General features: G+C 65.2%; 24 protein-coding genes. 9 read left to right on the top strand and 15 right to left on the bottom strand.

Features of this window, described 5'->3' with window-relative positions; genetic code table 11:
* Window positions 1–33 precede the first annotated feature (33 nt).
* The gene (locus AC5RV1_RS13275; protein ID WP_163161211.1) at window positions 34–933 is read right to left on the bottom strand and encodes an SDR family oxidoreductase; all 900 of its coding nucleotides are present in this window, start codon (window positions 931–933) and stop codon (window positions 34–36) included.
* A gap of 209 nt (window positions 934–1,142) precedes the next feature.
* Between AC5RV1_RS13275 and AC5RV1_RS13270 the strand changes: the two genes are divergently transcribed.
* Entirely contained in the window at window positions 1,143–1,640 is a 498-nt protein-coding gene (locus AC5RV1_RS13270) for a DUF6328 family protein (RefSeq protein WP_493945945.1), read from the top strand.
* 152 nt (window positions 1,641–1,792) lie between these two features.
* Window positions 1,793–2,107 (top strand): LuxR family transcriptional regulator, encoded by a 315-nt coding sequence (locus AC5RV1_RS13265; protein ID WP_493945944.1) that lies wholly within the window; start codon window positions 1,793–1,795, stop codon window positions 2,105–2,107.
* Window positions 2,108–2,138: 31 nt separating this feature from the next.
* Here AC5RV1_RS13265 and AC5RV1_RS13260 read toward each other — a convergent pair whose 3' ends face one another.
* From AC5RV1_RS13260 to AC5RV1_RS13240, 5 genes are all read right to left on the bottom strand, one after another.
* Window positions 2,139–3,263, bottom strand: a complete 1,125-nt coding sequence (locus AC5RV1_RS13260) for a glycerate kinase (protein ID WP_493994877.1) — start codon at window positions 3,261–3,263, stop codon at window positions 2,139–2,141.
* Window positions 3,264–3,350: 87 nt separating this feature from the next.
* On the bottom strand, window positions 3,351–4,160 hold the full coding sequence (locus tag AC5RV1_RS13255) for an SDR family oxidoreductase (protein ID WP_493994876.1): 810 nt from the start codon (window positions 4,158–4,160) through the stop codon (window positions 3,351–3,353).
* 20 nt (window positions 4,161–4,180) lie between these two features.
* Window positions 4,181–4,600, bottom strand: a complete 420-nt coding sequence (locus tag AC5RV1_RS13250) for a hypothetical protein (RefSeq protein WP_493994875.1) — start codon at window positions 4,598–4,600, stop codon at window positions 4,181–4,183.
* Between the two features lie 91 nt (window positions 4,601–4,691).
* Window positions 4,692–5,141 (bottom strand): Rho termination factor N-terminal domain-containing protein, encoded by a 450-nt coding sequence (locus tag AC5RV1_RS13245; protein WP_493945940.1) that lies wholly within the window; start codon window positions 5,139–5,141, stop codon window positions 4,692–4,694.
* Window positions 5,142–5,268: 127 nt separating this feature from the next.
* Window positions 5,269–6,042 carry a class I SAM-dependent methyltransferase gene (locus AC5RV1_RS13240; protein WP_493994915.1) on the bottom strand — a complete coding sequence of 258 codons (774 nt, stop codon included), beginning with the start codon at window positions 6,040–6,042 and terminating at the stop codon, window positions 5,269–5,271.
* A 234-nt stretch (window positions 6,043–6,276) separates the two neighbouring features.
* Between AC5RV1_RS13240 and AC5RV1_RS13235 the strand changes: the two genes are divergently transcribed.
* From AC5RV1_RS13235 to AC5RV1_RS13225, 3 genes are all read left to right on the top strand, one after another.
* Window positions 6,277–7,914, top strand: coding sequence for an ATP-binding protein (locus tag AC5RV1_RS13235; RefSeq protein WP_493994914.1), 1,638 nt, complete (start codon window positions 6,277–6,279; stop codon window positions 7,912–7,914).
* 17 nt (window positions 7,915–7,931) lie between these two features.
* Window positions 7,932–9,467 (top strand): putative bifunctional diguanylate cyclase/phosphodiesterase, encoded by a 1,536-nt coding sequence (locus AC5RV1_RS13230; protein ID WP_493994874.1) that lies wholly within the window; start codon window positions 7,932–7,934, stop codon window positions 9,465–9,467.
* 170 nt (window positions 9,468–9,637) lie between these two features.
* On the top strand, window positions 9,638–10,702 hold the full coding sequence (locus tag AC5RV1_RS13225) for an EAL domain-containing protein (protein ID WP_493994873.1): 1,065 nt from the start codon (window positions 9,638–9,640) through the stop codon (window positions 10,700–10,702).
* Window positions 10,703–10,806: 104 nt separating this feature from the next.
* On the opposite strand, the gene AC5RV1_RS13220 is transcribed toward AC5RV1_RS13225, so the two are convergent.
* Window positions 10,807–11,043, bottom strand: a complete 237-nt coding sequence (locus AC5RV1_RS13220; RefSeq protein WP_493994872.1) for a DUF6480 family protein — start codon at window positions 11,041–11,043, stop codon at window positions 10,807–10,809.
* Between the two features lie 139 nt (window positions 11,044–11,182).
* On the opposite strand from AC5RV1_RS13220, the gene AC5RV1_RS13215 reads away from it, so the two are divergent.
* Complete coding sequence (locus AC5RV1_RS13215; RefSeq protein ID WP_493994871.1) at window positions 11,183–11,653, top strand: hypothetical protein; 471 nt, start codon at window positions 11,183–11,185, stop codon at window positions 11,651–11,653.
* Here the strand turns inward: AC5RV1_RS13215 and AC5RV1_RS13210 are convergent.
* The 6 genes from AC5RV1_RS13210 to AC5RV1_RS13185 form a co-directional block, all read right to left on the bottom strand.
* Window positions 11,650–12,462, bottom strand: a complete 813-nt coding sequence (locus tag AC5RV1_RS13210) for a glycerophosphodiester phosphodiesterase family protein (RefSeq protein ID WP_493994870.1) — start codon at window positions 12,460–12,462, stop codon at window positions 11,650–11,652. The two genes, AC5RV1_RS13215 and AC5RV1_RS13210, sit on opposite strands and share 4 nt — an antisense overlap.
* Before the next feature lie 49 nt (window positions 12,463–12,511).
* The gene (locus AC5RV1_RS13205) at window positions 12,512–12,760 is read right to left on the bottom strand and encodes a hypothetical protein (RefSeq protein ID WP_493946385.1); all 249 of its coding nucleotides are present in this window, start codon (window positions 12,758–12,760) and stop codon (window positions 12,512–12,514) included.
* A gap of 110 nt (window positions 12,761–12,870) precedes the next feature.
* Window positions 12,871–13,689, bottom strand: a complete 819-nt coding sequence (locus tag AC5RV1_RS13200; RefSeq protein ID WP_493994869.1) for an HAD family hydrolase — start codon at window positions 13,687–13,689, stop codon at window positions 12,871–12,873.
* Between the two features lie 9 nt (window positions 13,690–13,698).
* Window positions 13,699–14,508, bottom strand: coding sequence for an IclR family transcriptional regulator (locus tag AC5RV1_RS13195; RefSeq protein ID WP_493945933.1), 810 nt, complete (start codon window positions 14,506–14,508; stop codon window positions 13,699–13,701).
* A 137-nt stretch (window positions 14,509–14,645) separates the two neighbouring features.
* On the bottom strand, window positions 14,646–15,899 hold the full coding sequence (locus tag AC5RV1_RS13190) for an aminopeptidase P family protein (protein ID WP_493994868.1): 1,254 nt from the start codon (window positions 15,897–15,899) through the stop codon (window positions 14,646–14,648).
* Window positions 15,900–15,954: 55 nt separating this feature from the next.
* The gene (locus AC5RV1_RS13185) at window positions 15,955–17,358 is read right to left on the bottom strand and encodes an MFS transporter (RefSeq protein ID WP_493994867.1); all 1,404 of its coding nucleotides are present in this window, start codon (window positions 17,356–17,358) and stop codon (window positions 15,955–15,957) included.
* Between the two features lie 459 nt (window positions 17,359–17,817).
* Between AC5RV1_RS13185 and AC5RV1_RS13180 the strand changes: the two genes are divergently transcribed.
* The 3 genes from AC5RV1_RS13180 to AC5RV1_RS13170 all read left to right on the top strand — a co-directional run bounded on the left by AC5RV1_RS13180 (window position 17,818) and on the right by AC5RV1_RS13170 (window position 22,001).
* On the top strand, window positions 17,818–18,924 hold the full coding sequence (locus tag AC5RV1_RS13180) for an S-(hydroxymethyl)mycothiol dehydrogenase (RefSeq protein ID WP_493994866.1): 1,107 nt from the start codon (window positions 17,818–17,820) through the stop codon (window positions 18,922–18,924).
* Entirely contained in the window at window positions 18,921–19,541 is a 621-nt protein-coding gene (locus tag AC5RV1_RS13175) for an MBL fold metallo-hydrolase (protein WP_493945929.1), read from the top strand. Before AC5RV1_RS13180 ends, AC5RV1_RS13175 begins: the two co-directional genes overlap by 4 nt.
* Before the next feature lie 99 nt (window positions 19,542–19,640).
* The gene (locus tag AC5RV1_RS13170) at window positions 19,641–22,001 is read left to right on the top strand and encodes an FdhF/YdeP family oxidoreductase (protein ID WP_493994865.1); all 2,361 of its coding nucleotides are present in this window, start codon (window positions 19,641–19,643) and stop codon (window positions 21,999–22,001) included.
* Window positions 22,002–22,078: 77 nt separating this feature from the next.
* Here the strand turns inward: AC5RV1_RS13170 and AC5RV1_RS13165 are convergent, their stop codons facing one another.
* On the bottom strand, window positions 22,079–22,297 hold the full coding sequence (locus AC5RV1_RS13165; protein ID WP_493994864.1) for a hypothetical protein: 219 nt from the start codon (window positions 22,295–22,297) through the stop codon (window positions 22,079–22,081).
* A 39-nt stretch (window positions 22,298–22,336) separates the two neighbouring features.
* Window positions 22,337–23,572 (bottom strand): HNH endonuclease signature motif containing protein (locus AC5RV1_RS13160; RefSeq protein ID WP_493994863.1); only part of this gene is annotated, 1,236 nt, incomplete at its 5' end.

The following is a 23,572-nucleotide window of genomic DNA, read 5'->3' as shown; positions in this document are numbered from 1 at the left end:
CGTTGGATGAAGCTGAACTGCGGGGGTGGCTGCTCAGAGCCCCTTACCGCCGGTGACCGGGAGTACGGCCCCCGAAATGTAGGACCCGTCTTCCGAGGCCAGCAGGACGTAGGCCGCGGCAAGCTCGGCCGGCTGGCCCGCCCGTTCCAGCGGTGTGTCCTGGCCGAACTTGGGGAGCTTTTCAGGCCACTCAGTAGCCGGAATCAGCGGGGTCCAGATTGGTCCGGGAGCCACGGCGTTAACGCGGATTCCCTTGGGGCCGAGCTCCTGCGCCAGTGCTTTGGTGAACGCCACTTGGGCCGCCTTGGTCATCGCGTAGTCAATGAGGCCCGGCGAAGGGTTGAAAGCCTGGATGGAAGCCGTGGTGATGATCGAGGCACCGGCCTTCAGGTGGGGCACGGCCGCCCGCGCCGTCCACAGCAGCGAGTACAGGTTGGTCTTGAAGACCCGGTCGAATTCCTCCGTGGGCAGTGACTCCAGGCTCTCGCGGTTCTTCTGGTACGCCGCGTTGAGCACCACCACATCGAGGCGGCCGAACTCGGCCGCCGTTTCGTTGGCGATCCGGGTGCTGAATTCCTCTTCACGGCCGTCACCGGCAAAGAGGAGAACCCGCTGGCCCGCCTTACGGATCCAGTCCGCGGTGTCCTGGGCGTCCTCCTCCTCTTCGGGAAGGTAGGAGATGGCAACATCGGCACCCTCACGGGCGAAGGCGATGGCAGCAGCCTTGCCGATGCCCGAATCCCCGCCCGTAATGAGTGCCGCCTTGCCCTGCAGCTTCCCGTGCCCCTCATAGCTGAGTTCGCCGTGGTCCGGTTTCGGCTCCATGGGCGCCGTCAGGCCGGGCTGCTTCTGCTCCTGCTCCGGGAACGGGCCTGCGTGGTAGCCGCCCCGGGGATCCTTTGGCTGGTCTGTCTGCTTGTCCGTGTCGCTCATAGTCCGCCTACTCACTCTGTCGGTTTCCGAGGGCCCCGCCGTGCACCGGCCCTTCGAAGCTATCCCGGCCGGCGGAGCAAAGTCCACCGTTCCGTGCGAATAATCAGTAAACTTATCAAATGTGGGCGGCGGTGCAACGTTATCCCGGTTTCTGGGTACCCGGGGAGTAGAAAGGTAGCCAGGGCAGGATGGCGCAGGAAGGAGAAACAATGTCGGATGTGGAGGATTACACAGGCCGGACGGGCAGGAATGAGACCCGCGAGGAACAGCTGGACCGCAACTGGGCTGAACTGCTCCAGGAGATGCGGGTGCTGCAGATGGGCGTGCAGATCCTGGCCGGCTTCCTGCTGACACTGCCCTTCCAGGAGCGGTTTGAAGACCTTGATGACTTCCAGATTGTCCTCTACCTGACGAACGTGGTGATCGCTGCGCTGACCACCGCACTCATCCTTTTGCCGGTGAGTGTCCACCGGCGGCTTTTCCGGAAGCGCCTCAAGGAAACCCTGGTCTCCAGTGGCGACACCATCGCCAAGATCACCCTTGCCGGAATTGCACTGCTGAGCGCCGGTGCTGCTGCCCTGGTCTTTGACGTGGCCGCCGGACGCTCAGCCGGCCTTACTGCCGGCGGCGCGCTGTTGGCCGTGATGGTGGTCCTGCTGGTCTACGTCCCCATCCATCTGAACAAGCGGGCTGAAGCGGCCAGGTAACTACGAACCCGCAACAGGGCAGCCCGGGCCCACACTCCGGACCTGCCACGGAAGAACCCGTCACCCCGCCCTTTCGCCCAGCTACACCATGCGTCCCGTTACCACCCCACGCGGCCGGACAACCAGCCGCTGACAACCGACAGGAAAACCCTATGAAAGCACTTTTGAGAACCGCTCTGCTGGCCCTGCTGCTGCTTGCCGCACCGGCACTTTCAATCGGCGCCGCCCACGCCTCAATGGCGGCTGACGGTTCGGGAACTACCGTTGCGCTGTCCGCGGCATCTCCCACGCCTTCTCCCGGGGATACCGCCTCCACCGGCCCGGCCAATCCCGGAACGGGTGAGTCGGCCCAGAATGAGTCGACCCGCACCGACAACACGCCCTGGGTGATCGGCGGGGTCATCCTGCTGACGCTGATCGTGATCTTCATCTGGAATCGCCGCCGGGGCAACAAGACCATCGTCTAGGTTCAGGCGCCAGGTGCAGGCGCACACTTGGCTAAGCGCCTTCAAGTACCTGGCTTGTTGCCCAGGCCAGGTACTTGGCTGCGTTGGCCACGGCGTCCTCCGGGCCTGACGCGACATCCAGCAGCTGCGCTGCAGCGACCACGCCATGCCCGGCGAGGTCTTCGGGAGTCACCAGGATCCTGCCGGCCACCACGATGACCGGGATGCCCCGTTCTCTGGCCGCGTCCGCGAGCGCAATGGGGGCTTTGCCGGTCAGCGACTGGACGTCCATGGAGCCTTCGCCGGTGATCACCAGGTCGGCTCCGGACAGTTGGTCGGCCAGTCCGGTCAGTCCCGCCACAAGTGCGAAGCCGCCTTCCAGCGCGGCGTCGGTAAAGGCAAGGAAGGACGCCGGGAAGCCGCCGGCAGCGCCCGCCCCCTCGATGTTGACGTCCCGGCCCGTGGCCTCGCGGAGCAGGGACGCCCAGTTGCGAAGTCCGGCGTCGAGCAGTTCCACGGACTCTTCGTCCGCGCCCTTCTGCGGGGAGAAGACGTGCGCGGCGCCCAGCGTTCCGTAGAGGGGATTGCGTACATCGACGGCGATGCGGAACCTGGCGGCGGCCAGGCGGGGGTCCAGTTCGGAGGAGTCCAGCGTCACCACGTCCGCGAGTGAGCCGCCGCCCAGCGGGACCACGTTTCCGGCCCGGTCGAGGGGCTTCAGGCCCAGGGCGCGCAGGGCACCGCTGCCGCCGTCGGTCATTGCCGATCCGCCGAGCCCCAGCACAATTTCGGTGGCGCCTGCGTCCAACGCCGCAGCAATCAGCTGTCCGCAGCCGTAGCTGTGGGCCCGAAGCGCGTTTGCCGGGGTGGGCTCCATCTCGGCCAGGCCGGAAGCCTGGGCCGTCTCAATGACCGCCGTAACCTTGCCGGCGTCGTCCTTCCGGATGGCCCAGGCAGCGCCCACGGGGGCGAGGATGGGACCCACCACCGCGTTGATCCGTTCCTCGTACCCGGCAGCAACGGCGGCTTCGAGGGTGCCCTCGCCACCGTCCGCGATGGGGAACTGCGTGGCGACGGCGTCGGGGTAGACCCGTAGCGCGCCCTCGGCGATGGCGGCAGCTGCTTCGGCAGCCGTGAGGGAACCCTTGAACTTGTCCGGAGCAATAAGAATGCGCATGGCTCCATCATGCCAGCCCCCTCCTGGAAAGCGCTTGCCCGTGGCGTAATACGGATAAGCACTCCTTAGAGGCCTAGCTGGACGCCCCTACCCCTCGCGCCAATCGTGGCTGGTGATGTGCGAGCCGCCCTGCGGGCCCATCTGCAGCATCCCGCCGTCGACTGCCCAGGAAGCTCCGGTGACGTAGCTCGAGGCCGGCGAAGCGAGGAAGGCGATGACGGCAGCGACTTCCCGCGCGTCCCCGGGCCTGCCCAGCGGGACCCCCGGCCTGTCCTTCGCCGTCGGATCCTCATCCTCCTGGCCCGTCATGGGCGTGGCTATCTCGCCGGGGGCAACACTGTTGGCGGTAATGCCGTGCTCGGCGAGTTCCAGGGCGAGCGTCTTCATCAGGCCGCCCAGGCCGTGCTTGGACGCGTCGTAGGCGGACGACCCCACCCTTGGCTGGAACTCGTGCACACTGGTGACGGCAATCAGCCGCCCGCCCCTGCCTGCCTGCACCATGCGCCGGGCGGCCGCCTGAAGGCACACGAACGCGCCGTTGAGGTTGGTGTCCAGCGTTTGCATCCAGGTGTCGACGTCAAGGTCCAGGAACTTTGTGCCGTCTCCGGTCCCGGCATTGTTGACGAATACGTCCACTCCGCCGAGCTCCCCAGCCAGCTCCTCGATGACGCCGCCCGCAGCCCGGAGCTCTGTGGTGTCCAGCTGCCGGACCACGGCCTTGCGTCCCAGGCTCCGTATTTCTTCGGCGGTGGCTTCGGCGCCCGCCTTGTCCGAATGCCAGGTCACGCCGACGTCCATACCCGCTTTGGCGAGTGCCACGGCTGTGGCCTTGCCGATTCCGGAATCTGATGCGGTGACGATGGCGGTGGCAGGGCTGAAACCTGTGGTGTCCTGCATGGTGGCTCCTTTTGGGGTGATCAGGCGGGGCGGCGGAGTTCCGGCGGCGAGGGGTAGCCGTCATCGTCCCTGTCGGCCGTGTCATCCTGCACGGCCATGAGCGGGACGGCAAAGGTAACAACCGGCCTGGCCTGGGCGTCGTCAGCCGACCTGACTGTCAGGCTCCTTGTTCCCGGCGGCACCGAGGGGGTAAAGACCTGCAGGTTCCGGGAGCCCAGATTCGCGGAGCTGCGCAGCGAATACTCGGTCCCGAAGTGGTCCTGGAGGACGATGTTGGGCTCCGGCTCACTGTCTGAGGCCAGCTGGATGTTGACCACCAGCCCTGTGGCCCAGATTTCGACGGAAAGGACGGTGAATGCGGTGTTGTCCGTGACGTGCCGGCCGTAGGTTGGTGGCAGCAGCATCCCGCGGAGGGAACCGGAAGGGATAAGTTCGCGCATGGTTGTTCCTGTTGGTTTACGCCTGCCGACGACGGGACAGCGCCGGAGGTGACCGGTGCTGCTCTTTCGGGGTACGGCTGGACGGTGCGGCTTAGGCGTCTTCCCGGCCGGGGTTTTCCAGCCGGAAGAAGTTGGATTGCTGGCCGTCGCTGCGCTGTTCCTGGTAAATGAAGTTCAGCTGGCGGGAGTCAAAGGTTTCGAACCATTCTTCCCAGCTGATGTGGCGAAGCTTGTCATTTTCGCCGCCAAAGTCGATCCGCAACACACCAAGGTGGTCACCATGCTCGGTGCCCTCCACTGTGGCCGGAACACCCTCGCGCTCCTCCGCCCACTGCCTGATGACTTCGTGGTGCGTGGTGACCAGGCTCCGGCCCTCGCGCTCCGGTTCGTCGTCCGTTGAGGTGACCTCCTGCGAATACTTCAGGGATTTGGATGATTCAGGGCCCGTGCGGACCTTCCCGCCATCCGGGCCTGCGCCCAGGTCGTCTTCGTCCCGTTCCGCTTCAGCCCCGCGGGCCTTATTGCCTTTGTCCTGTGCCATGGCGGCTATCCTTCCCCTGGAGATAACTAGTAAGTCTACTTACTATGTAGCCTCCGGTTCCGCCCCCGTGTCAAGGGGGCAGGGGGCCGTGCGGATGCAGATCGTACCTCCGCCCGGGCAGCTGCGGCTAGGGCCGGGGGCGCAGCACCGCGTAATAGCCGGGGATCAGGCTTTGTTCGGGCACGTCCGTCATGGGGTTCGTTTCGATGGCCACCGCCCCGTCCTCGAGGAGCTCCCAGGCGTCTTCGGGGAGGACACGGACCCGTTCAGCAGGGCCGAAATGGCCCGGCATGGGCAGTTCGCGGATGGCCCGTTCAAGGGGCGCGGGGATGCCCTTGGTGGTTGCGCCCAAGTGTGAAACGTAGTCCACGGGGTTTCCCTGGAAGTTGGTCTCGGCAAGGAACACGGCGCCGTCCCTGCCGGCCAGCAGCCGAAGGTTTTCCACCAGTGCTACCTGGTCATCAGGGTTCAGCACATGCAGCACCCCGCGGATGAAGACGTTGGCTCCGCTTTCGTCCCCCAACCCGCTCGCGGCGCCGGGCGCTGTCATGTCCCGCACTTCGTAGCGGACGCGTTCCGCGGTATTTCCGTCCACCGCGGATTCCGTGCGGGCACGGGCAACAGCATGGGCGGATACGTCCACCCCTATCACCGCAGGGAAGACGCCGGCCAGGGCACGCGTGAAGCTACCGTGCCCGCATCCCACGTCAACCACGGGAAGTTTCGGGTCCAGGTGGCGCACCAGCACATCCCTGTAGCCCAGGAACTCATTGTCCCTGCCGGAGTCCCAGAGGACCTCGCCCCCTGCACCGGTCACCTTGATGCCTGCCCAGTACCTGTCCCACGCCACGGGCCGGTCCTTGTGCGCGGAACGGGACAGCCGGACGAGTTTGGGGATCATCAGGTACTTCTGCCAGGCAGAGCGCACTGATTTCGCTGGGGAGGACACGCATCAAATATAGGGTGTGCCCCGTGGGGAACACCGCCAAGCGGTGCCGTTTGCGGTGCGCCGCCCCTCCCCGCTCCGGTTGTTTCGTCACTCTTGCGGGATGTACACCTTCTGCGGGTTCATCCAGCCGTCGTCGCCCTACAATGTACTCAACTGGGATCAAAGGGGGGCGTTGTGGCGGCTGACATGCCGTGGGACTCGACTGTGCCTCGCACCGCTGTTGTGGCGGACCCCGACGACGGCAGGCTGGCGGTCAACGCACAGGCACTGCGCGATGCGGGCTACGAGGTTCGCACCGCAGGGGATGCGAGCGGGCTTGCCGCAATGCTCGACGCAGGCGAACCGTCGGTCATCGTGGTTGATACGCTGCTGTCCGCGGTGGAAGCAGAAGCTCCCGTCCTTGTGATGGTGGACCTGGACAGCCCCGCCGAGCTCGCAGCCATGCAGCCTCCCGGCATCCACGACTGCATAGCTAAACCTGTGCCGCCCAAAGAACTGGTGCATCGTGCCACAGCACTCATCAGGCAGGTGGCCCGGCGGGCAGCGGCCCGGCAGGAAGCCGAAGGTCTCCGGGAGCAGCTCAGGCTGGTATCCGCTGCCGTCCGGGGCACCAACGATCCGCAGCAGATTGCCCGCCTCGTGGTGGAGGGATTCGGCCGTACGTTTAAGGCTGACCACGTCCGGCTCTCTACTTTTGAGGACGAGCGGGTCTCCCCGATCGAGGCTACGTGGACACGGCCTGGACTGGAGAAGCTTCCAGCAGCAGCTCTTCCGGATCAGGAATCTGCCAGGCACACTGCGGACATGCTCTGGGAGGCTGCTGAAACGCTATCTTTCGACGGGTCCGAAGAGGATACAAAAGCGGGTGAAGCATCGAGCGGCCCGCGCCTTGCACCGGCTGCGTCGTTACTGGCCGTGCCGATGGGAGAAGGAAGCTCCTCGCTGGGCATTATCTGGATCGTTATGCTGGACGAGCCCCGGCAATGGTCCCGCGCCGAGCTGGGGCTGATCCAGCACGTGGCGGGCAATGCCGCCCATGGGCTGATCCAAAGCCACCTCATCAGCAGCCAGCAGCAGGTTGTTAAGCAGCTTCAACAGCTCGACAAGGCGAAAACAGACTTCCTTGCCACCGTCAACCACGAGCTGAGGACGCCGTTGACGTCCATCATGGCGTACCTGGACATGATTCAGGAGAGCACTGAGCAGCCGGTCTCCCCCGAGGTCCACCAGATGCTGGACATCGTGGTGCGGAACACGGAGCGGCTCCGGACGCTGATCGAAGACATGCTGAGCGTTTCCCGCAACGGCCTCGATGACAACCTGATGCACCTCACCCCGGTGCGCTTGGGGCAGACCCTGGACCTTGTCGCCGGTGCGCTGCGTCCTTTGGCCCAGCTGCAAAACGTCACCATCGCCGTCGACCCGCTCCCTGAAGATCCTGAAATCCTGGCCGATGAGGTACAGCTGCAGCAGGTGTTCACCAACCTGGTGTCCAACGCCATCAAGTTCACCCCCAGCGGTGGCCGGATCGAGGTGGGCAGCGAATCCCACGCAGCGGCGGACGGAACGCGGTGGGCCACCGTCAGCGTCGCCGATAACGGCATCGGCATCTCCAGCGAGGAAATCGACCACGTCTTCACCCGGTTCTACCGCGCCTCCAACGCCATGTCCGGCGCGATTCCCGGAACGGGCCTGGGCCTGGCCATCACCAAGGACATCGTGGCACGCCACGGTGGCCACATCGATGTCGCTTCCACCCTGGGCTCGGGTACAACTGTCACCGTCAGCCTTCCGCTGGATACCGACCGCAGCCAGGCCAACTGAGCAGGGAAGGAGGACTGATGTTTGCTGACAATGACCCCCGGCTCTCACAGTTGCTGGAAGGCATTGTCCGGCTGGCATCGGGAGACCTCGGCTCCCGGATCGAGGTATCCGAAGCCCGCGATGAGCTCGATGCCATCATTATGGGCACGAACCTTCTGGCCGAGGACCTTCAGATCATTTACGAGGAACTTGAACAGCGGGTGCAGGTGCGCACGCAACTGCTGCACGAGGCCCACCTGGAAATGCAGAAGATGGCCATGCAGGACCCGCTGACCGGACTGGCAAACCGCTCGGCGCTCATCGAGGCTTTGCGCGCTGCGATTGACGACGACGGTGCCAACGAAGAAGGCCCAGTCATCCTGCTGATGGACCTCGATGCCTTCAAATCCATCAACGACAGCTTGGGCCATACGGCCGGTGACCAGGTCCTGATCACGGTGGGGGAACGAATCCGCGGCGCAGTGCGCACTACCGACGTCGTGGCACGCCTCGGTGGCGACGAGTTCGCGATCGTTATGCCGGCGGTCTCCGCAGACCAGGCAGCCATCGTGGGCCACCGCATCCTTTCGGCGTTGACCGAACCGATTGAACTGCCGGGGCGAAGTATCCGCTGCGGTGCAAGCATCGGGCTGAGTGTTGGTGGAGCCGGGCAGACCCCCGAGGACATGCTGATGGAGGCCGACGTCGCCATGTACGCCTCCAAGGCCGAGGGCCAGAACAAGCTTCACCGGTTCGAACCCGGCCTCCTGCTGGTCCGCAGGCTCCGCAGCCAGCTCGTGGAGGACCTCCGGGCAGCTATCAAGAGCGACGGCCTGACGCTGCACTACCAGCCGGTGGTGGAACTCAGCTCCGGGCGGATCGAAGGCGTGGAGGCCCTGGTCCGCTGGAACCACCCGACCCGCGGGCTCATCATGCCGGATGAGTTCATTCCACTGGCCGAGGATGCCGGGCTGATCTCCGTCCTGGGGCTGTGGGTGCTTCGCACGGCGGTGCACCAGTTGCGGCAATGGATTGACGAGTCCCTTGTGGACAGCCGTTTCTCCGTCCGGATCAATATCTCCGCCACCGACCTGCAAAGCCTTCAGTTCATTGAGGATGTACGGAATGTCCTAAAGGAGACCCTCGTCCGGCCGGAACAGGTGGTCCTGGAACTGACGGAAGTAGCGATCGTCAAGGGCAACGAACTGGACCGCTACTCGCTGGGCGGGCTGCGCGGCCTGGGCGTGGGGATCGAGATCGACGACTTCGGCACCGGCTACTCATCCATCAGCTACTTGCGCCGGCTGCCGGTGGACCGGGTAAAGGTGGACCGTTCCCTTATCACCGGCCTGGGCACTGATCCCACCCAACCGGCCCTGGTGGCCGCCGTCCTGCAACTCGTCCGCGCATGCGGCCTGGAGGCGGTCTGGGAAGGCGTCGAGACGGCGGAGCAGGCAGAGATATTGCGAAGTTTGGGCTGCCTCAGTGCGCAAGGCTATTACTTCAGCCGCCCTGTCCCGCCTGCCCAGGTTCCGGAACTCCTGGCAGGCCAGCCGGAAAGCGCTAACCAGTAGCAGAAAAGTACTGCACTTTCGTCCGCCCCGATATACGATCATCGTGCTGGGTCTGATTTTCGTCGCCGTGGATGTCGCGGCTGATCAGCAGCACGGGACTTCAGAAGCGGTTGGAAATTGAACAACAAAGGGCCAATGGGTCATTACTTCGTCAACTGGGGGCGTAGCTAATGTCGGTTCGTGTACAGGCGTGGGGAATTATCGCCGCTGTTTTGGCGGACTCGGATCCATCCGGGGCCGCTGTGCGGCAGCGCCTTAGCAACAGTCTCGACGAGAATCCGGGCGTGCCCGAGCGGGCTTTGCTGGAGTATCTCCTCGAAACCCGGCGCAGCGACGCCAACACGGTTGAGACGCTGGACAGCGCCAGGAAAATGCGCCTGGAATCCATCGCCATCCCGCCGAAACTCGCCGAACAGATTGATGCGATTCGAAGCATGTCACGCATCAGTGCTTTGCTTGACAGCCAGATGCTGATGACGGCCTTCCAACCCATTTACGGGCTCGCGGAAGAATCGGTTGTGGGAGTGGAGGCACTGTCCCGCTTTGTCAGCGACGATGGCGCTGCCGCGGAACTCTGGTTTGCGGAGGCGGCGGCGGTGGGCCTGGGCGCGAACCTGGAGTTTTCGGCTCTCGGATCTGCTGCTGCTGCAGCCAGGGATCTCCCCCAAGACCTGTACGTTTCGCTTAACATTTCACCCACCTCATGCCTGGACCCGCGCCTGCCGGAACTGTTCGAGCACATTGACCTTCCCATCAGCCGGGTGGTGCTGGAACTGACGGAGACCATCAGCGATGAGGAGTACCCGCAGTTCATTGCGGCCGTTAGCCCGCTGCGCGACAAGGGCCTGCGTATCGCCGTTGACGACACGCACCCGGAGGCCGGTGCGCTGAGCCGGATGGTGCACCTGCGGCCGGATTTCCTGAAGGTTGGCAGGAATGTCATTGGGGACGTGGACAAGGACGGCATCCAGAGGGCCATGGTCGCCTGCCTTGTGGACTTCGCCGGGCAGATCGGCACCACCTTGGTGGCGGAGGGCATCGAGACCGTCGGCGAACTCGAGGTCCTCACGGAACTTGGCATCAGTGCCGGCCAGGGCTACCTGCTGGGCAGGCCGTCCGTCCGGCCCCAGGACTGGGCAAGCTGGAACTCCCGCCTCGATATGGACGGGCTCAAGCGGCAACTCGTCGGGCCCGAGAAGTCCGGCGGCAGCACCCCATCCGAAGACTCCCTCTGACGATCGGCTGCCGCTGGGACCGGCAGGGCCCGCGGATGGCTGGAACCTAAGCGCCGGCCCGGCGCTGTCTATCCGTGTCCGCCGGGCCGTTCGTGGCGGACGGTTTATTCATCGTGCCCCTGGTCGGCGCTCATCTGGTCTTCCGCCGGAGGAGTCTCACCTGGCGGCACTCCCCCGCCTGGCTCCAGCCCCGTTACGTTGCCTGCCGCGGGGTCCGGATTCGCCGAGCCGGCAGAGTCCCGCCCGCCCTGTTGGGCCGTACCCGCCTCGCTAGGGCCCGGCGGATTCTTGCCAGGCTGGTCAGGGTTGGCGGGATCGTTTTCCGGATGGTAGCTGCTCACAATACTCGTCCTTCCTGTGCCGGGCTGTGGTCTCGTAACCCCAGCTCTGGACTAATTGTAAGCATGCTGATAATTCTGGAAGGGTAATTCCGGAAGTCCACCGGGGCACCGGGCACGCAATGTCAGAAGGAGCAGTCACATGGGTATCGGCGACAGCATCGGCAAGGCAGCAGAGAACGCCATGGAGGACCTTGCAGGAACGAGCAAGCCCACTGAGAAACTGCATGTTCCGGACCCCTCGGATCCCAATGATGACGTGGAAGTCCACTCCTCCCTCAGCGAGGGATCCAACGCCATGGAGGCGGAGAAGCAAAAGTCTCCTGGCCTGAAGGCCGGCGCGGCCCCGGGCCCGGTCTCCGAAGCTCCCCTCGGCGGGGACGTCGAGGAAGGGGAATCGGAGGAGGCAGAAACAGGGTCGGAGGCTCCCGGCACCACCGGGACCGGAGCAAGCGGATTGGCCGGCAATGCGTCCGCATCCACGGGCGGCACGGCAGGGGTTCCGCGCGACGTTCCAGGTTCCGCAGGCTTGCCGGAAGGTGACCCGGATGAGCTGCGCGCAGATCCGTCCGAAGGCGACCAGGACCCTTCCACCAGTACAGGCAGGGGTTAGGCCTCCGGCGGCCCCGGCCACTCGCCGCGTTCCTGCAACACGTCCCGGAGGAGGTCTGCGCGGTCGGTCACAATGCCGTCCACGCCGAGCTGGAGCAGGCGGCGCATTTCCGCGGGCTCATTGACTGTCCAAACGTGGACCACCAGGCCCAAGGCGTGTGCGCGGCGGACAAAACCGGGCGTCACCACTTCGATCATCCCGCGCCGCACGGGAACCTGGAGTGCCTGGACCTCGTGCAGGACCCGGCGCATAAGCCAGCGGAAGGCGGGTCCTGGAAGCACCCGGCCGAGCACCGTAAACAAAGCCACCGGAACCACTCCGGCCGATGACGCCACCGGACGGCTCAGCAGCTTCAGCACCGCCCGTCGCCGCCGGTCCGAGAAGCTGGTGACCAGGACGCGGGAGTGGGCCTGGTGGCGTTCGATGGCGGCAGCGAGGCTCCGGACGGAGTTCCAGTCCTTGACGTCAACATTGAGACGGGCCCCGGGCAGCCCGGTGACCACATCATCAAAAGTCGGGATCGCCTCGCGTCCACTGATCCGCGCGCCGGCAACCTCAGCAGCGGTGAGTGCGGCGATCCGCCCGCTCCCGTCCGTTGCCCGGTCCAAGGTGTCATCGTGGAAGACGAGCACCACGCCGTCCGCCGTGGTGTGCACATCGGTTTCCAGGTAGCGGTAGCCGAGGTCGACGGCGGCACGGAACGCCGCCATCGAATTTTCCAGCCCCTCCCGGGAAAAGCCCCGGTGGGCCATGGCGACAGGCGGCTGGCGACCGGTATTGTCCGGGCTGCTGAAGAACGGCAAACTCACCCTGCGAGCGTACCGGAGCCACCGGGACGCGGAGCCGGGTACGGCCGGCCTAATCCTCTTCGGGAAGGATCTCCACGCCGTCGCTGCAGTGCAGCAGCGTGCGGCCGCGGCCGCCGTCGAGGTTTATCCACACTGCGGTGTGGTCCCCGGTGATGGCGTCCACCAGGCCGCCGCTCTCGAAGCCGGGCGTGAAAACCACGCGGACGCGGTCGCCCTGGCGCAACTGCTTCCAATGCGGCGCGGGCGTTGCCCTGCGCAGCGGCACATCAACTGCGTTGTGCTTGACGTTTTTTGCCATCATTACCCCTTGAGCCGAAAGGGGAACTCTTGGCCCCCTTTCTCCACGGTAGGGAGCAAAAGTGAACGCAAGGTGAGCGTCAGCTGGAAATTAGCCGCTGTCCAGCGGGATCAGGGAAGTTTGACGCCCAGCGACGCCAGGCGGGCCTCCAGGATCTGGGCCACGCCGTCGTCGTCAAAATGGGGTGCCTGCTGCCCGGCGGCGCGGATTGCCTCCGGGTGGCCGCTGGCCATCGCGTAGCCATGGCCGGCCCAGCGGAGCATCTCGATGTCGTTAGGCATGTCCCCGAACGCCACAACGTCGACGGCGTCGATGCCCAGCGCGGCGGCGTACTCCGCCAGCGTCACCGCCTTGTTGACGCCGGGCAGGCACAACTCCAGCATGGAGACCCCGGGCGACGAGTGCGTGGCAGCGGCCAGATGTTCGACGGCGGGCCTCACCTCCGCCAGGAAATCATCGGCGGTCCCCTCCCGGACAATCGCGAGGAACTTCACGACGGCGTCGTCCGTGGTGAGGGTTTCGGCCAGCGGCGCCGGAGTGAATTCCGAGAGCAGTTCGGAGGAACCGTTTTCGATGAAGCCGGGCTCGAGGTGGAAGCCTGTCAGTGTCTCCGCGGCGAAGAGGGCGGCCGGGCGGAGCTCCTTGATGATGCGGCGGATCTCCAGCACGGAATCGATGGCCAGGGTACGGGCGGACACGAGCTGTTCAGCTTCAAGGTCCCAGACCACGGCCCCGTTGGAGCAGATGACGGTTCCGGTATGGCCGAGCTGGTCCTGCAGGGGGTGCAACCAGCGCGGCGGCCGGCCGGTGACAAAAACGAGTTCGACGCCGGCGTCGCGGCAGGCGTGGAAGGCGCGGACGGTCCGGTCGCTGATCTTTCCATCGTGCCCAAGGATCGTTCCGTCAATGTCACTTGCTACCAACCGCATCCTGCCAGTCTACGTGGCGGCCCCGCGCGCCCTGCCGCCCAGCCGGGCAGTGACCTTGGCTGCCGCGGCGGCACAGGATTCGCCGAGCGCCTTTAGCCGGTCCTGGGACACCCGGAACCGTGGCGCCGGGATCAGGACGGCAGCCACCACTTCGCCGCGATGATCGTAAACAGGTGCTGCCAGGCCCACTTCGTCGATGGAGGTTTCCCCGTAGTTAATGGCCCAGCCACGCTTGAGGTCGTCCTTCAGGCGGACCAGGTAGGCGTCCAGGCTCGACTCGTCCAAACCGGGGTAGGTGATGGCACCGCTGCTAAGGAGGGAACGGACGCGGCCTTCGGGTTCCTGCGCCAGAAACACCTGCACCGAGGCGCTGAGGGCGTCGTTATACCGGGCGCCCAGCGGGGTGGTGTGCTTGATCTGGTGGTGGCTGGCGATCTGCTCGACGCAAATGGATTCGTCACCGCTCCAGACCATGAGGGCGCTGGTTTCGCCGGTCTGCTCCGACAGCTCGCGCAGCACGGGGTAAGCGACCCGCCGCTCCTCCAGTTCCGCCAGCAGGGGGCCGGCCACAGCGATCAGACCGAGTCCCAGCCGGAAGCGGCGGGTCTCGGCGTCACGTTCCACCAGGTGTTCCTGTTCGAAGGTGGCCAGGATCCGCGAGACGGTGCTCTTATGCAGCCCTACGCGGTTGGCGATCTCGGTGACCCCCAGCAGTGGCTCGTCCGCGGTGAAGGTGCGGAGGACGGCGATCGCGTTGACGATCACGGAGGCGCCCTTGCTGTCGCCGTTGCCTGTGGTCTCGGGTTCTGTTGCGCTCATGGTGTTACCCATCATTCCTTAGCGGGTGCCGGAAGCGGCGCCATGATGATGACGCCGCTTCCGGTTTGGGCCCTGTTAGGGTTCATGGCCGCGTTCCCTGGCCGCGCCTTCGATGCCAGGGAACGGGCCTGGCGGGACTAGGCGCCGATGATGTTGTACTCGGGCCCGAACGGGAACTTGGTGATGTTCTCCGCGCCGTCCTCCCCCACCACCAGGATGTCGTGTTCGCGGTAACCGCCGGCGCCCGGCTGGCCGTCGAGGACAGTGATCATGGGTTCCATGGACACCACCATGCCCGGTTCGAGCACCGTGTCGATGTCCTCGCGGAGTTCCAGCCCGGCTTCCCGGCCGTAGTAGTGGCTCAGGACGCCGAAGGAGTGTCCGTAGCCGAAGGTGCGGTTGGCCAGCAGGCCGTAGCCGACGTAGATCTCGTTGAGTTCAGCGGCAATGTCCTCGCACACGGCACCGGGCTTGATCAGCTCAAGGCCGCGCTTGTGGACCTCGACGTTGATGTTCCACAGTTCCAGTGAGCGGGCATCAGGTTCGCCGTAGAACAGCGTCCGCTCGAGGGCCGTGTAGTAGCCGGAGGTCATGGGGAAGCAGTTCAGGGACAGGATGTCGTGTTCCTGGATTTTCCGGGTGGTGGCCCAGTTGTGCGCGCCGTCGGTGTTGATGCCGGACTGGAACCACACCCACGTGTCGCGAATCTCGGAATTCGGGAAGGTCCGGGCGATCTCGTGCACCATGGCCTCGGTGCCGATCAGCGCCACCTCGTACTCGGTGATCCCGGCGGTGATGGCGTTGCGGATGGCCTCGCCGCCGAGGTCGCCGATGCGTGCGCCGTGCTTGATGACCTCGATTTCTTCGGCGGACTTGATCATGCGCTGGCGCATGGCTGCCTGGGCGACGTCCACGAGGGCTGCGGACGGGAATGCGGCCTGGATCTTGTTGCGGTTGTCCAGCGGCAGCGAGTCGTCCTCGACGCCGAGGCGGCGCGGGTTGATGCCGCGGGTGCGCAGGACTTCCTGGATGGCGAAGATGTAGTTGTCGCGGCGCCAGTCCGTGTAGACGATGTTGTCGCCGTAGCTTCGGCGCCAAGGCATCCCGGCGTCGATATTGGCCGTGACGGTGACGGTGTCATCCTTGGTGACCACCATGGCGTAGGAGCGGCCGAAGGTGGTGAAAAGGAAGTCGGAGTAGTACTTGATGGAGTGGTAGCTGGTGAGGACGACGGCGTCGAGGTCCTTTTCCGCCATGATCCGGCGAAGCCCGGCGATCCTGCGTTCGAACTCTGCATCGGAGAAGGTGAGGGTGACTTTTTCGCCGTTCTTGAGGACCTTCGTGCGCTCCAGTTCGGCGACGGTGGTTGCGTTCTCGGTGGTGATGGTCATCGTGGTGATGCCTTTCTGTGGTGCATTTCTTCAGTGCGGTTGGTTGGGAGGGAAGCTATTCGTGGCGCAGGGGCTCTTTGCAGGTTTCCCTGGACAGGGCCACGGCGATCAGGGAGACGACGGCGGCAGCCACCAGGTACCAGGCCGGGGCCAGGTCGCTGGCTGTGGCAGCAATCAGCAGCGTTGCCATAAACGGGGCGGTACCGCCGAAAAGGGCGTTGGAGAGGTTGAAGCTGACCGCGAAGCCGCTGTAGCGGACACGGGTGGGGAACATTTCCGCCAGGAAGCTGGGCAGCGTGCCGTCGTTCAGGGTGAGCATGGCGCCCAGGAGGATCTGGACCAGGACGATCACCAGGAAGTTCCCGGTCCCCAGCAGCGCGAAGGCGGGGACAGTAAGGACGATGAAGGCAACCGATGCACTGATCAGCACTTTCTTGCGCCCGTACCGGTCCGAGAGCATGCCCGTGAGGAAGATGAAACCGATGTACGTGACCAGCGCGATGGTTGTGGCCAGGAATGATTCGGTTTCACCCAGGCCCAGCTCCGAGGACAGGTACGTGGGCATGTAGCTGAGGATCACGTAGAAGCCGACGGCGTTGAGCAGCACGGCCCCGACCGCTTGCAGCAACTGCCGCCAGTGGTTCCGGAAGAGGCTGGACACCGGTGCCTTGGCGGCCTGGTCCTCGGCGGCCAGTTCGCGGAACACGGGGGTGTCCTCGAGCTTGGTCCGGATGTAGCGGCCGATCAGGCCCATTGGGGCTGCCAGCAGGAACGGCAGCCGCCAGCCCCAGCTGTGCATCGCTTCGGTTGACAGCAGGGTTGTCAACAGGCCGGCGATGAGTGAGCCGAGGAGCAGGCCGGCGGCGGTGCTGGCCGGGACCACGGCGGCGTAGAGGCCGCGCCTGTTGGCGGGGGCGTATTCCACCAGGAAGGCCGATGCTCCGGCGTATTCACCCGACGCGGAGAAGCCCTGGACCACCCTGATCATCAGGAGCAGGAGGGGCGCCCAGATACCGATCGTGTCGTAGCCCGGAATCAGCGCTATGCAGAAGGTTGCTCCGGACATGATCAGGATCGAAAGGGAGAGTGCGGTCCGGCGGCCCACCTTGTCGCCGATGTGGCCCCAGACGAAACCGCCCAGTGGGCGCACCAGGAATGAAATCGCAAAAAGGGCAAAGGTCAGGAGAAGCCCGGTCTGGGGATCGGACTCCGGGAAGAAGACTGTCGCGATGGTGACGGCCAGGTAGCCGTAGACGGCGTAGTCGAACCATTCGACGAAGTTGCCGATGAAGCTGGCGGCGATGACCCGGCGGCGCGTTTCCTTGCTGACGGCGTTGTCTGCAAGTTCAGGTTGGTTCCCGCTCAGCGTGCCATCGCCGGGCGTGGAGCCTGACTGGCTGCCATTCAGCTCCGGGCCGGGGCGCCGCCCGCGGGCGGGGGAGGAGGTTTCGTTACTCATGGATCCACCAAATTGTTGGGGTTGCAATCAGCGCAACGCTGTTGCAATAGACTAAGCGTGATGGGGACCACAGTCAATGGTCTTTGCGGCGCCGCCTAAAGGGGATCCATGGACTCGCGGCAGGTAGGCCGCCCGCAGGCGCCAACAGGGTGGGTGGGTTGCAGTTGTTGCACCTGACGGATTTACGTTGCACGCAACAGCGAAACTTGGCTTCCGTTAGCAGCTGGCCCCGCGCAGTACTCGGACGTCTATTGACACCCCGCGTGACGCCTGACATATTTTCGAGTACGCGCGATGTGCATCCTGTTGTGTAATACGCAATATGCATGCAGTGAACAGGTCGACTATCCGCCATCCTGCCTGAGGCACGAGAATAAGAAGTCGGGCTGAACTCGGGCCGAACGAACTGCCCGGGGCACCCCCTTAGAGTCCCGGGACTAGGAAAGGACACCCCAGCTAATGGTTCATAAAGTCAAGGCAGTCATTGCCAGGGAAAAGAACGCTCCAGTGTCGGTGGAGACCATCCTGGTCCCGGATCCGGGCCCGGGCGAGGCGCTTGTGGATATCCTCACGTGCGGGGTCTGCCACACGGACCTGCATTACAAGCAGGGCGGCATCAACGACGACTTCCCCTTCCTGCTGGGCCATGAGGCCACCGGTGTGGTCAGTGCGGTCGGTGACGGCGTGACGTCGGTCGCCCCGGGTGACCGCGTCATCCTGAACTGGCGTGCCGTGTGCGGCGAGTGCCGTGCCTGCGCCAAGGGCCAGCCGCAGTACTGCTTCAACACCGCGAACGCCACCCAGAAGATGACGCTGGAGGACGGCACGGAGCTCTCGCCCGCCCTGGGCATCGGTGCGTTCGCCGAGAAGACCCTCGTCGCGGCGGGACAGTGCACCAAGGTGGACCCCGAGGTTGATGCTGCCGCCGTCGGGCTGCTCGGCTGCGGCATCATGGCCGGCATCGGTGCGGCGATCAACACCGGTGAAGTCAAGCGCGGCGAATCCGTGGCTGTGATCGGCTGCGGCGGCGTGGGCATCGCCGCGATCGCCGGGGCCAAACTGGCCGGCGCGACCACCATCATTGCCGTGGACATTGACGCGAACAAGGTGGAGATGGCCAAGTCCCTGGGCGCCACCCACGGCATTGACTCCAGCAAGGAAGACCCCATTGAGGCCATCCGGGCCCTGACCGGCGGCAACGGGGCTGACGTGGTGATTGACGCCGTCGGCCGCCCTGAAACGTACAAGCAGGCGTTCTACGCCCGCGACCTCGCCGGCCGGGTGGTGCTGGTGGGTGTCCCGACGCCGGACATGAAGCTGGAACTGCCGCTGCTGGACGTCTTTGGCCGGGGCGGGTCGCTGAAGTCCTCCTGGTACGGCGACTGCCTGCCCTCCCGTGACTTCCCCATGCTGGTCAGCCACTACAAGCAGGGCAACCTGGACCTGGACGCCTTCGTGTCGGAGCGCATCACCATCGACCAAGTGGAGGAAGCCTTCGAAAGGATGCACGAGGGCAAGGTCCTGCGCTCGGTTGTTGAGATCCCCGCGGCGGGAGCGTCGGCATGAGCGTTAGGATCGAGAATCTGGTCACCTCGGGCACCTTTTCGCTCGACGGCGGCACGTGGGACGTGGACAACAACGTCTGGATCGTGGGTAACGACACCGAATGCGTGATCATTGACTCGCCGCACGATGCCACGGCCATCATCAACCAGGTCCAGGGCCGGAAGGTCCAGGCCATCCTCCTCACCCACGCGCACAACGACCACATTGGCGCGGCACGTGAGGTCGCGGACGCCGTGGGTGCCCCCATTTACCTGAATCCGGAAGACCTGGTCCTCTGGGAGCAGGTCTACCCCGGTTCAAAGCCGGACCGGGAACTGGCCGACGGGGACGTGTTCGACGTGGGCGGGGCAAGCCTGCGGGCAATCCACACCCCTGGCCACTCCCCCGGCTCCACCTGCTTCCTGCTGGAGAGCGAGGGGACCGTCTTCACGGGGGATACGCTCTTCAACGGCGGACCGGGTGCCACGGGGCGCTCCTACAGTGACTACCCCACCATCCTGGCCTCCATCCGGGAACGCCTGCTTCCGCTCCCGGCCGAAACCGTGGTCCGCACCGGCCATGGAGACAACACCACCATCGGCGCCGAGCGGGAGACGCTGGCGAAGGTCGACCAGTAGCCATCGAAGTAACAGAAGTGTTCAGCAAAGGCGCGCCAGGAACCTTGGTGCGCCTTTGCTGGTGCCAGAACTACGTAAGCCGGTAAGGAAGTTGGAACAATGAAGTTCGGTAAGCAGCCCGCACCCGTAGCGGACATCAACGAGGACGAACTCTCCGTCCACAAGCCCAAGACCGAGGCGGCGGGCGTGAAGGCCGTCATGGTGGCGCTGGAGCGTGCGGTGGCGCAGGCCGGGGTTACCCGGACGGCGCAGTCGCTGCTGCGGCTTAACCAGCGCGGCGGGTTTGACTGCCCGGGCTGCGCCTGGCCGGAATCGGACAAGAAGCGCAAGGCGGCCGAGTTCTGCGAGAACGGCGCCAAGGCCGTGGCCGAGGAAAACACGCTCCGCACGGTCGGTGCCGAATTCTGGGCGAAGCACTCGATCGCCGAACTCTCCACCAAGACCGAGTACTGGCTCGGCAACCAGGGCCGGCTGAGCGAACCGGTGGTGATCCGCGCCGGCGAGACGCACTATTCGCCGATCTCCTGGGCTGACGCGTTCGAGCTGATCGGTGAACACGTCCGGGCCACTACGGCAGACCGGTGCGTGTTCTACACCTCGGGCCGCACCGCGAACGAGACCGCGTTCATGTACCAGCTGTACGCGCGGGCGCTGGGCACCAACAACCTGCCGGACTGTTCAAACATGTGCCACGAATCCTCCGGCTCGGCGCTGAACCCCACCATCGGCATCGGCAAGGGCACCGTGTCCCTGGAGGACATCCATGATTCGGAGCTGATCTTCGTGGTGGGGCAGAACCCCGGCACCAACCACCCGCGCATGCTGTCCGCGCTGAAGGAATGCAAGGACAAGGGCGGCAAGGTGGTGGCCGTCAACCCGCTGCCGGAGGCCGGCCTGTTCAACTTCAAGGACCCGCAGACCGTCTCCGGTGTGGTGGGCGGCGGCACGCCGCTGGCCGATGAATACCTGCAGATCAAGGTCGGCGGGGACCTTGCCCTGTTCCAGGCCCTGGGCCACCTGCTCCTTGAAGAGGAAAAGCGGAACCCGGGTTCCGTCGTCGACCATTCCTTCATCACCGCGCAGACCGACGGGTTCGACGCCTACGTCGACGCCCGCCGCAGCCTTGACTGGATGGAGACCGAGAAAGCCACGGGCCTGTCCCGGGAACAGATCGAGACCGTGGCCGGGATGCTTATCAAGTCCAAAGCCACCATCTTCTGCTGGGCCCTGGGCGTGACGCAGCAGCCGCACTCGGTGGACACCATCAAGGAAATGGTCAACGTCCTGCTGCTGCAGGGAAACTTCGGCAAGCCCGGTGCCGGCGCCTGCCCGGTCCGCGGGCACTCCAACGTCCAGGGCGACCGGACCATGGGCATCTGGGAAAAGCCGAAGGAATGGCTCCTGAAGGCCCTCGACAGCGAATTCGGCATCTCCTCCCCGCGGCACCACGGCTACGACGCCGTGGAAGCCATGGAAGCGTTCGAACGCGACGAGGTGGACGTCTTTGTCTCCATGGGCGGGAACTTCTCCCTCGCCTGCTCGGACACCGAAACCCTCGAAGCCGGGATGCAGCGGATCGGCCTCACCGTCCACATCTCCACCAAACCCAACCGCTCCCACATCGTGCACGGGCGCACCTCGCTGATCCTGCCCACGCTCGGCCGGACGGACAAGGACGACAAGCACCCCAAGGGTGCCCAGTTCCTCTCCGTGGAGGACTCCATGTCCGTGGTCCACTCCACCCAGGGCAGGCTGACCCCGGTATCCGAGCACCTCCTCGCCGAGCCCGTCATCGTGGCCCGGATGGCTGAGGCGACCTTCGGCCCGGACCACTCCGTGGACTGGAAGGCCATGGCCGAGGACTACGACGTCATCAGGGACCACATCGAACGGGTCCTGCCCGGGTTTGAGGACTTCAACGCCCGGGTGCGGACCAAAAACGGGTTTGTGCTGCCCAATCCGCCCCGGGACACCCGGTCCTTCAAAACCGACATTGGCCGCGGCCGGTTCACCGTCAGCCCGCTGGAATACCTCACCCCTCCCGACGGTCACCTGGTCCTCCAGACCATCCGCAGCCACGACCAGTACAACACCACCTACTACGGCCTGGACGACCGCTACCGCGGCATCTCGGGCGGCCGCCGCGTCATCCTCATCCACCCGGAAGACCTGGCAGAGCTGGGCTTCCAGGACCGGGACCTCGTGGACGTGGTCAGCACCTTCCGCGGCCACGACCGGACGGCGGACAAGTTCCGGCTCGTGGCCTACCCCACCGCAAAGGGCTGCGCCGCCGCGTACTTCCCCGAAGCCAACGCCCTGGTCCACAAGGAAAACGTGGCCCGCGAATCCAACACCCCCGGATTCAAAGCCATGTTCGTCCGCTTCGTCCCGCACCCGGCGGAAGCCGCGGGCACAACCGCTACCGGCGAGCTCGAGCCAGAGCCAGCCGCGGTGGGCTAGTTCCAAGACCGAGAACAGCGACGGCGACATCCGGCAGGTACCGAATGTCGCCGTCGCCGTTTAGTCACTGGGTTCGCTTACACGGGGTTGTTGCCGTCAGGCTGCGCTTCGGGATCGACGTCTTTGCCGTAGCCGGTAGCCGAAGCAAGCCCGCCGACCTGCTGCCCTGCATTCGTTTGTCCTGGCGTAAAACCGCTGTCTGGAGCTCCTTGGGGTTCTCCCTCGGACTCTGGTGCGACGTCCTGCCGCAGGTGCTCGTCGTCCGGAATGTTCTTAGAAACCTCTTCATCAGCCATCCCACCAGCCAAGCACCAGCCGAAGGTGGCTGCAAGGGTTCAATTGGCCCGGGCGTGCAGGAATCGCTCGATGCCGTCTTCTCCGAGGGATAAACCGGTGCGCACAAGATCCACGTCGCCGCGCGGCGGATCCCCGGGCGCAGACTGCATCAGGTCTGGCCAGTGGGGTGGTTCCCAGTCGTGGTGTTCGGCTTTGTAGTGGCGGCCTGTGGGTGAGGTCCAGCCGGGTGGTTGGTTTTTGGTGGCTTGGGTGGGTGTCCAGCCGGTGGCATGTTTGAGGCGGTGATGTTTGGGGCAGAGTTGTGCCAGGTTGCTGATGCCCGTATGGCCGCCGTGTTGCCAGGCCTGAAGATGGTCTGCCTCGTTGTCCAGGGATGGGTTGTTGCAGCCGGGGAAAGTGCATTTGCCGTCCCTGAGCTGCAGTGCCTTTTTCATGGCTTTGGTAAGGCGGTAGCTGGTGCGGCCGATCTCCAGCGGCGCCCCGTCCCGCGGATCCACCAGCACCCGGTAGAACGAACCCGCACCATTTGCGGCCAGCTGCCGCGCCGTCGACGGCGGGATCGGTCCGTACCCGTCGAGCATCGCGGGTTCGTCGGTGAGGCCCAGCAGTGAGAACACGGGCACGGTGACCAGCACCTGCGCGCGGATCGACGACGACGGGCCGGCATTTGTTCCTGCCTCCGTGTCGGGACCGCCGTTGGTTGTTCCGCCGAGGAGCAGGTTGCCGTAGAGGTCTGCTCGCAGCTGGGTGAGGGTCCGGGCCTCTTCCGGGCCCTGTAGTCCCCTTGCGTCGGCGGTGAGCTTGTTCCAGCCCGCCAGCGCCTGGTCTGCGGGCAGGTAGGCGGAGAGCCAGGCCATTCCGTCCTGATCAGGCCGGTATTCCACCCGCCGGTCCGCGATGCCCTTGGCGTGGCGTTTTTCGATGGACTCGGCGTGGTGGCGCTCCCGCCAGGCCCGGGCCTTGGTTTTGAACCGGTACGCCGGCATTTCCCCGATCGTGGCCGCGGCGGCCGGTTTCGGTGTGTCGGGGTCCAGGAAGTGGTCCTCCAAGGCGGCGGCCCCGGCCGGGTCAAGGCTGGCCGTTTCATCCACCATGACCAGTGCGTGCTGCCAGGAGATCGTCCCGCGTTGCAGGGCCGCCAGCGTCCTGGGCAAGGAAGTGGTCAGGGCGTGGGATGCGGCCAGCAGCGCGCCGGCGGCCCGGTCACTGAGGGCCAGGACGCACCCGATTTCCGCCGCGATCGCCATTTCCTGTCCCTGAACGGGCGCGTCCGG

The organism is Arthrobacter sp. Hb9-2 (assembly GCF_059091165.1).
This window is presented reverse-complemented; position numbering and strand designations above follow the sequence as displayed.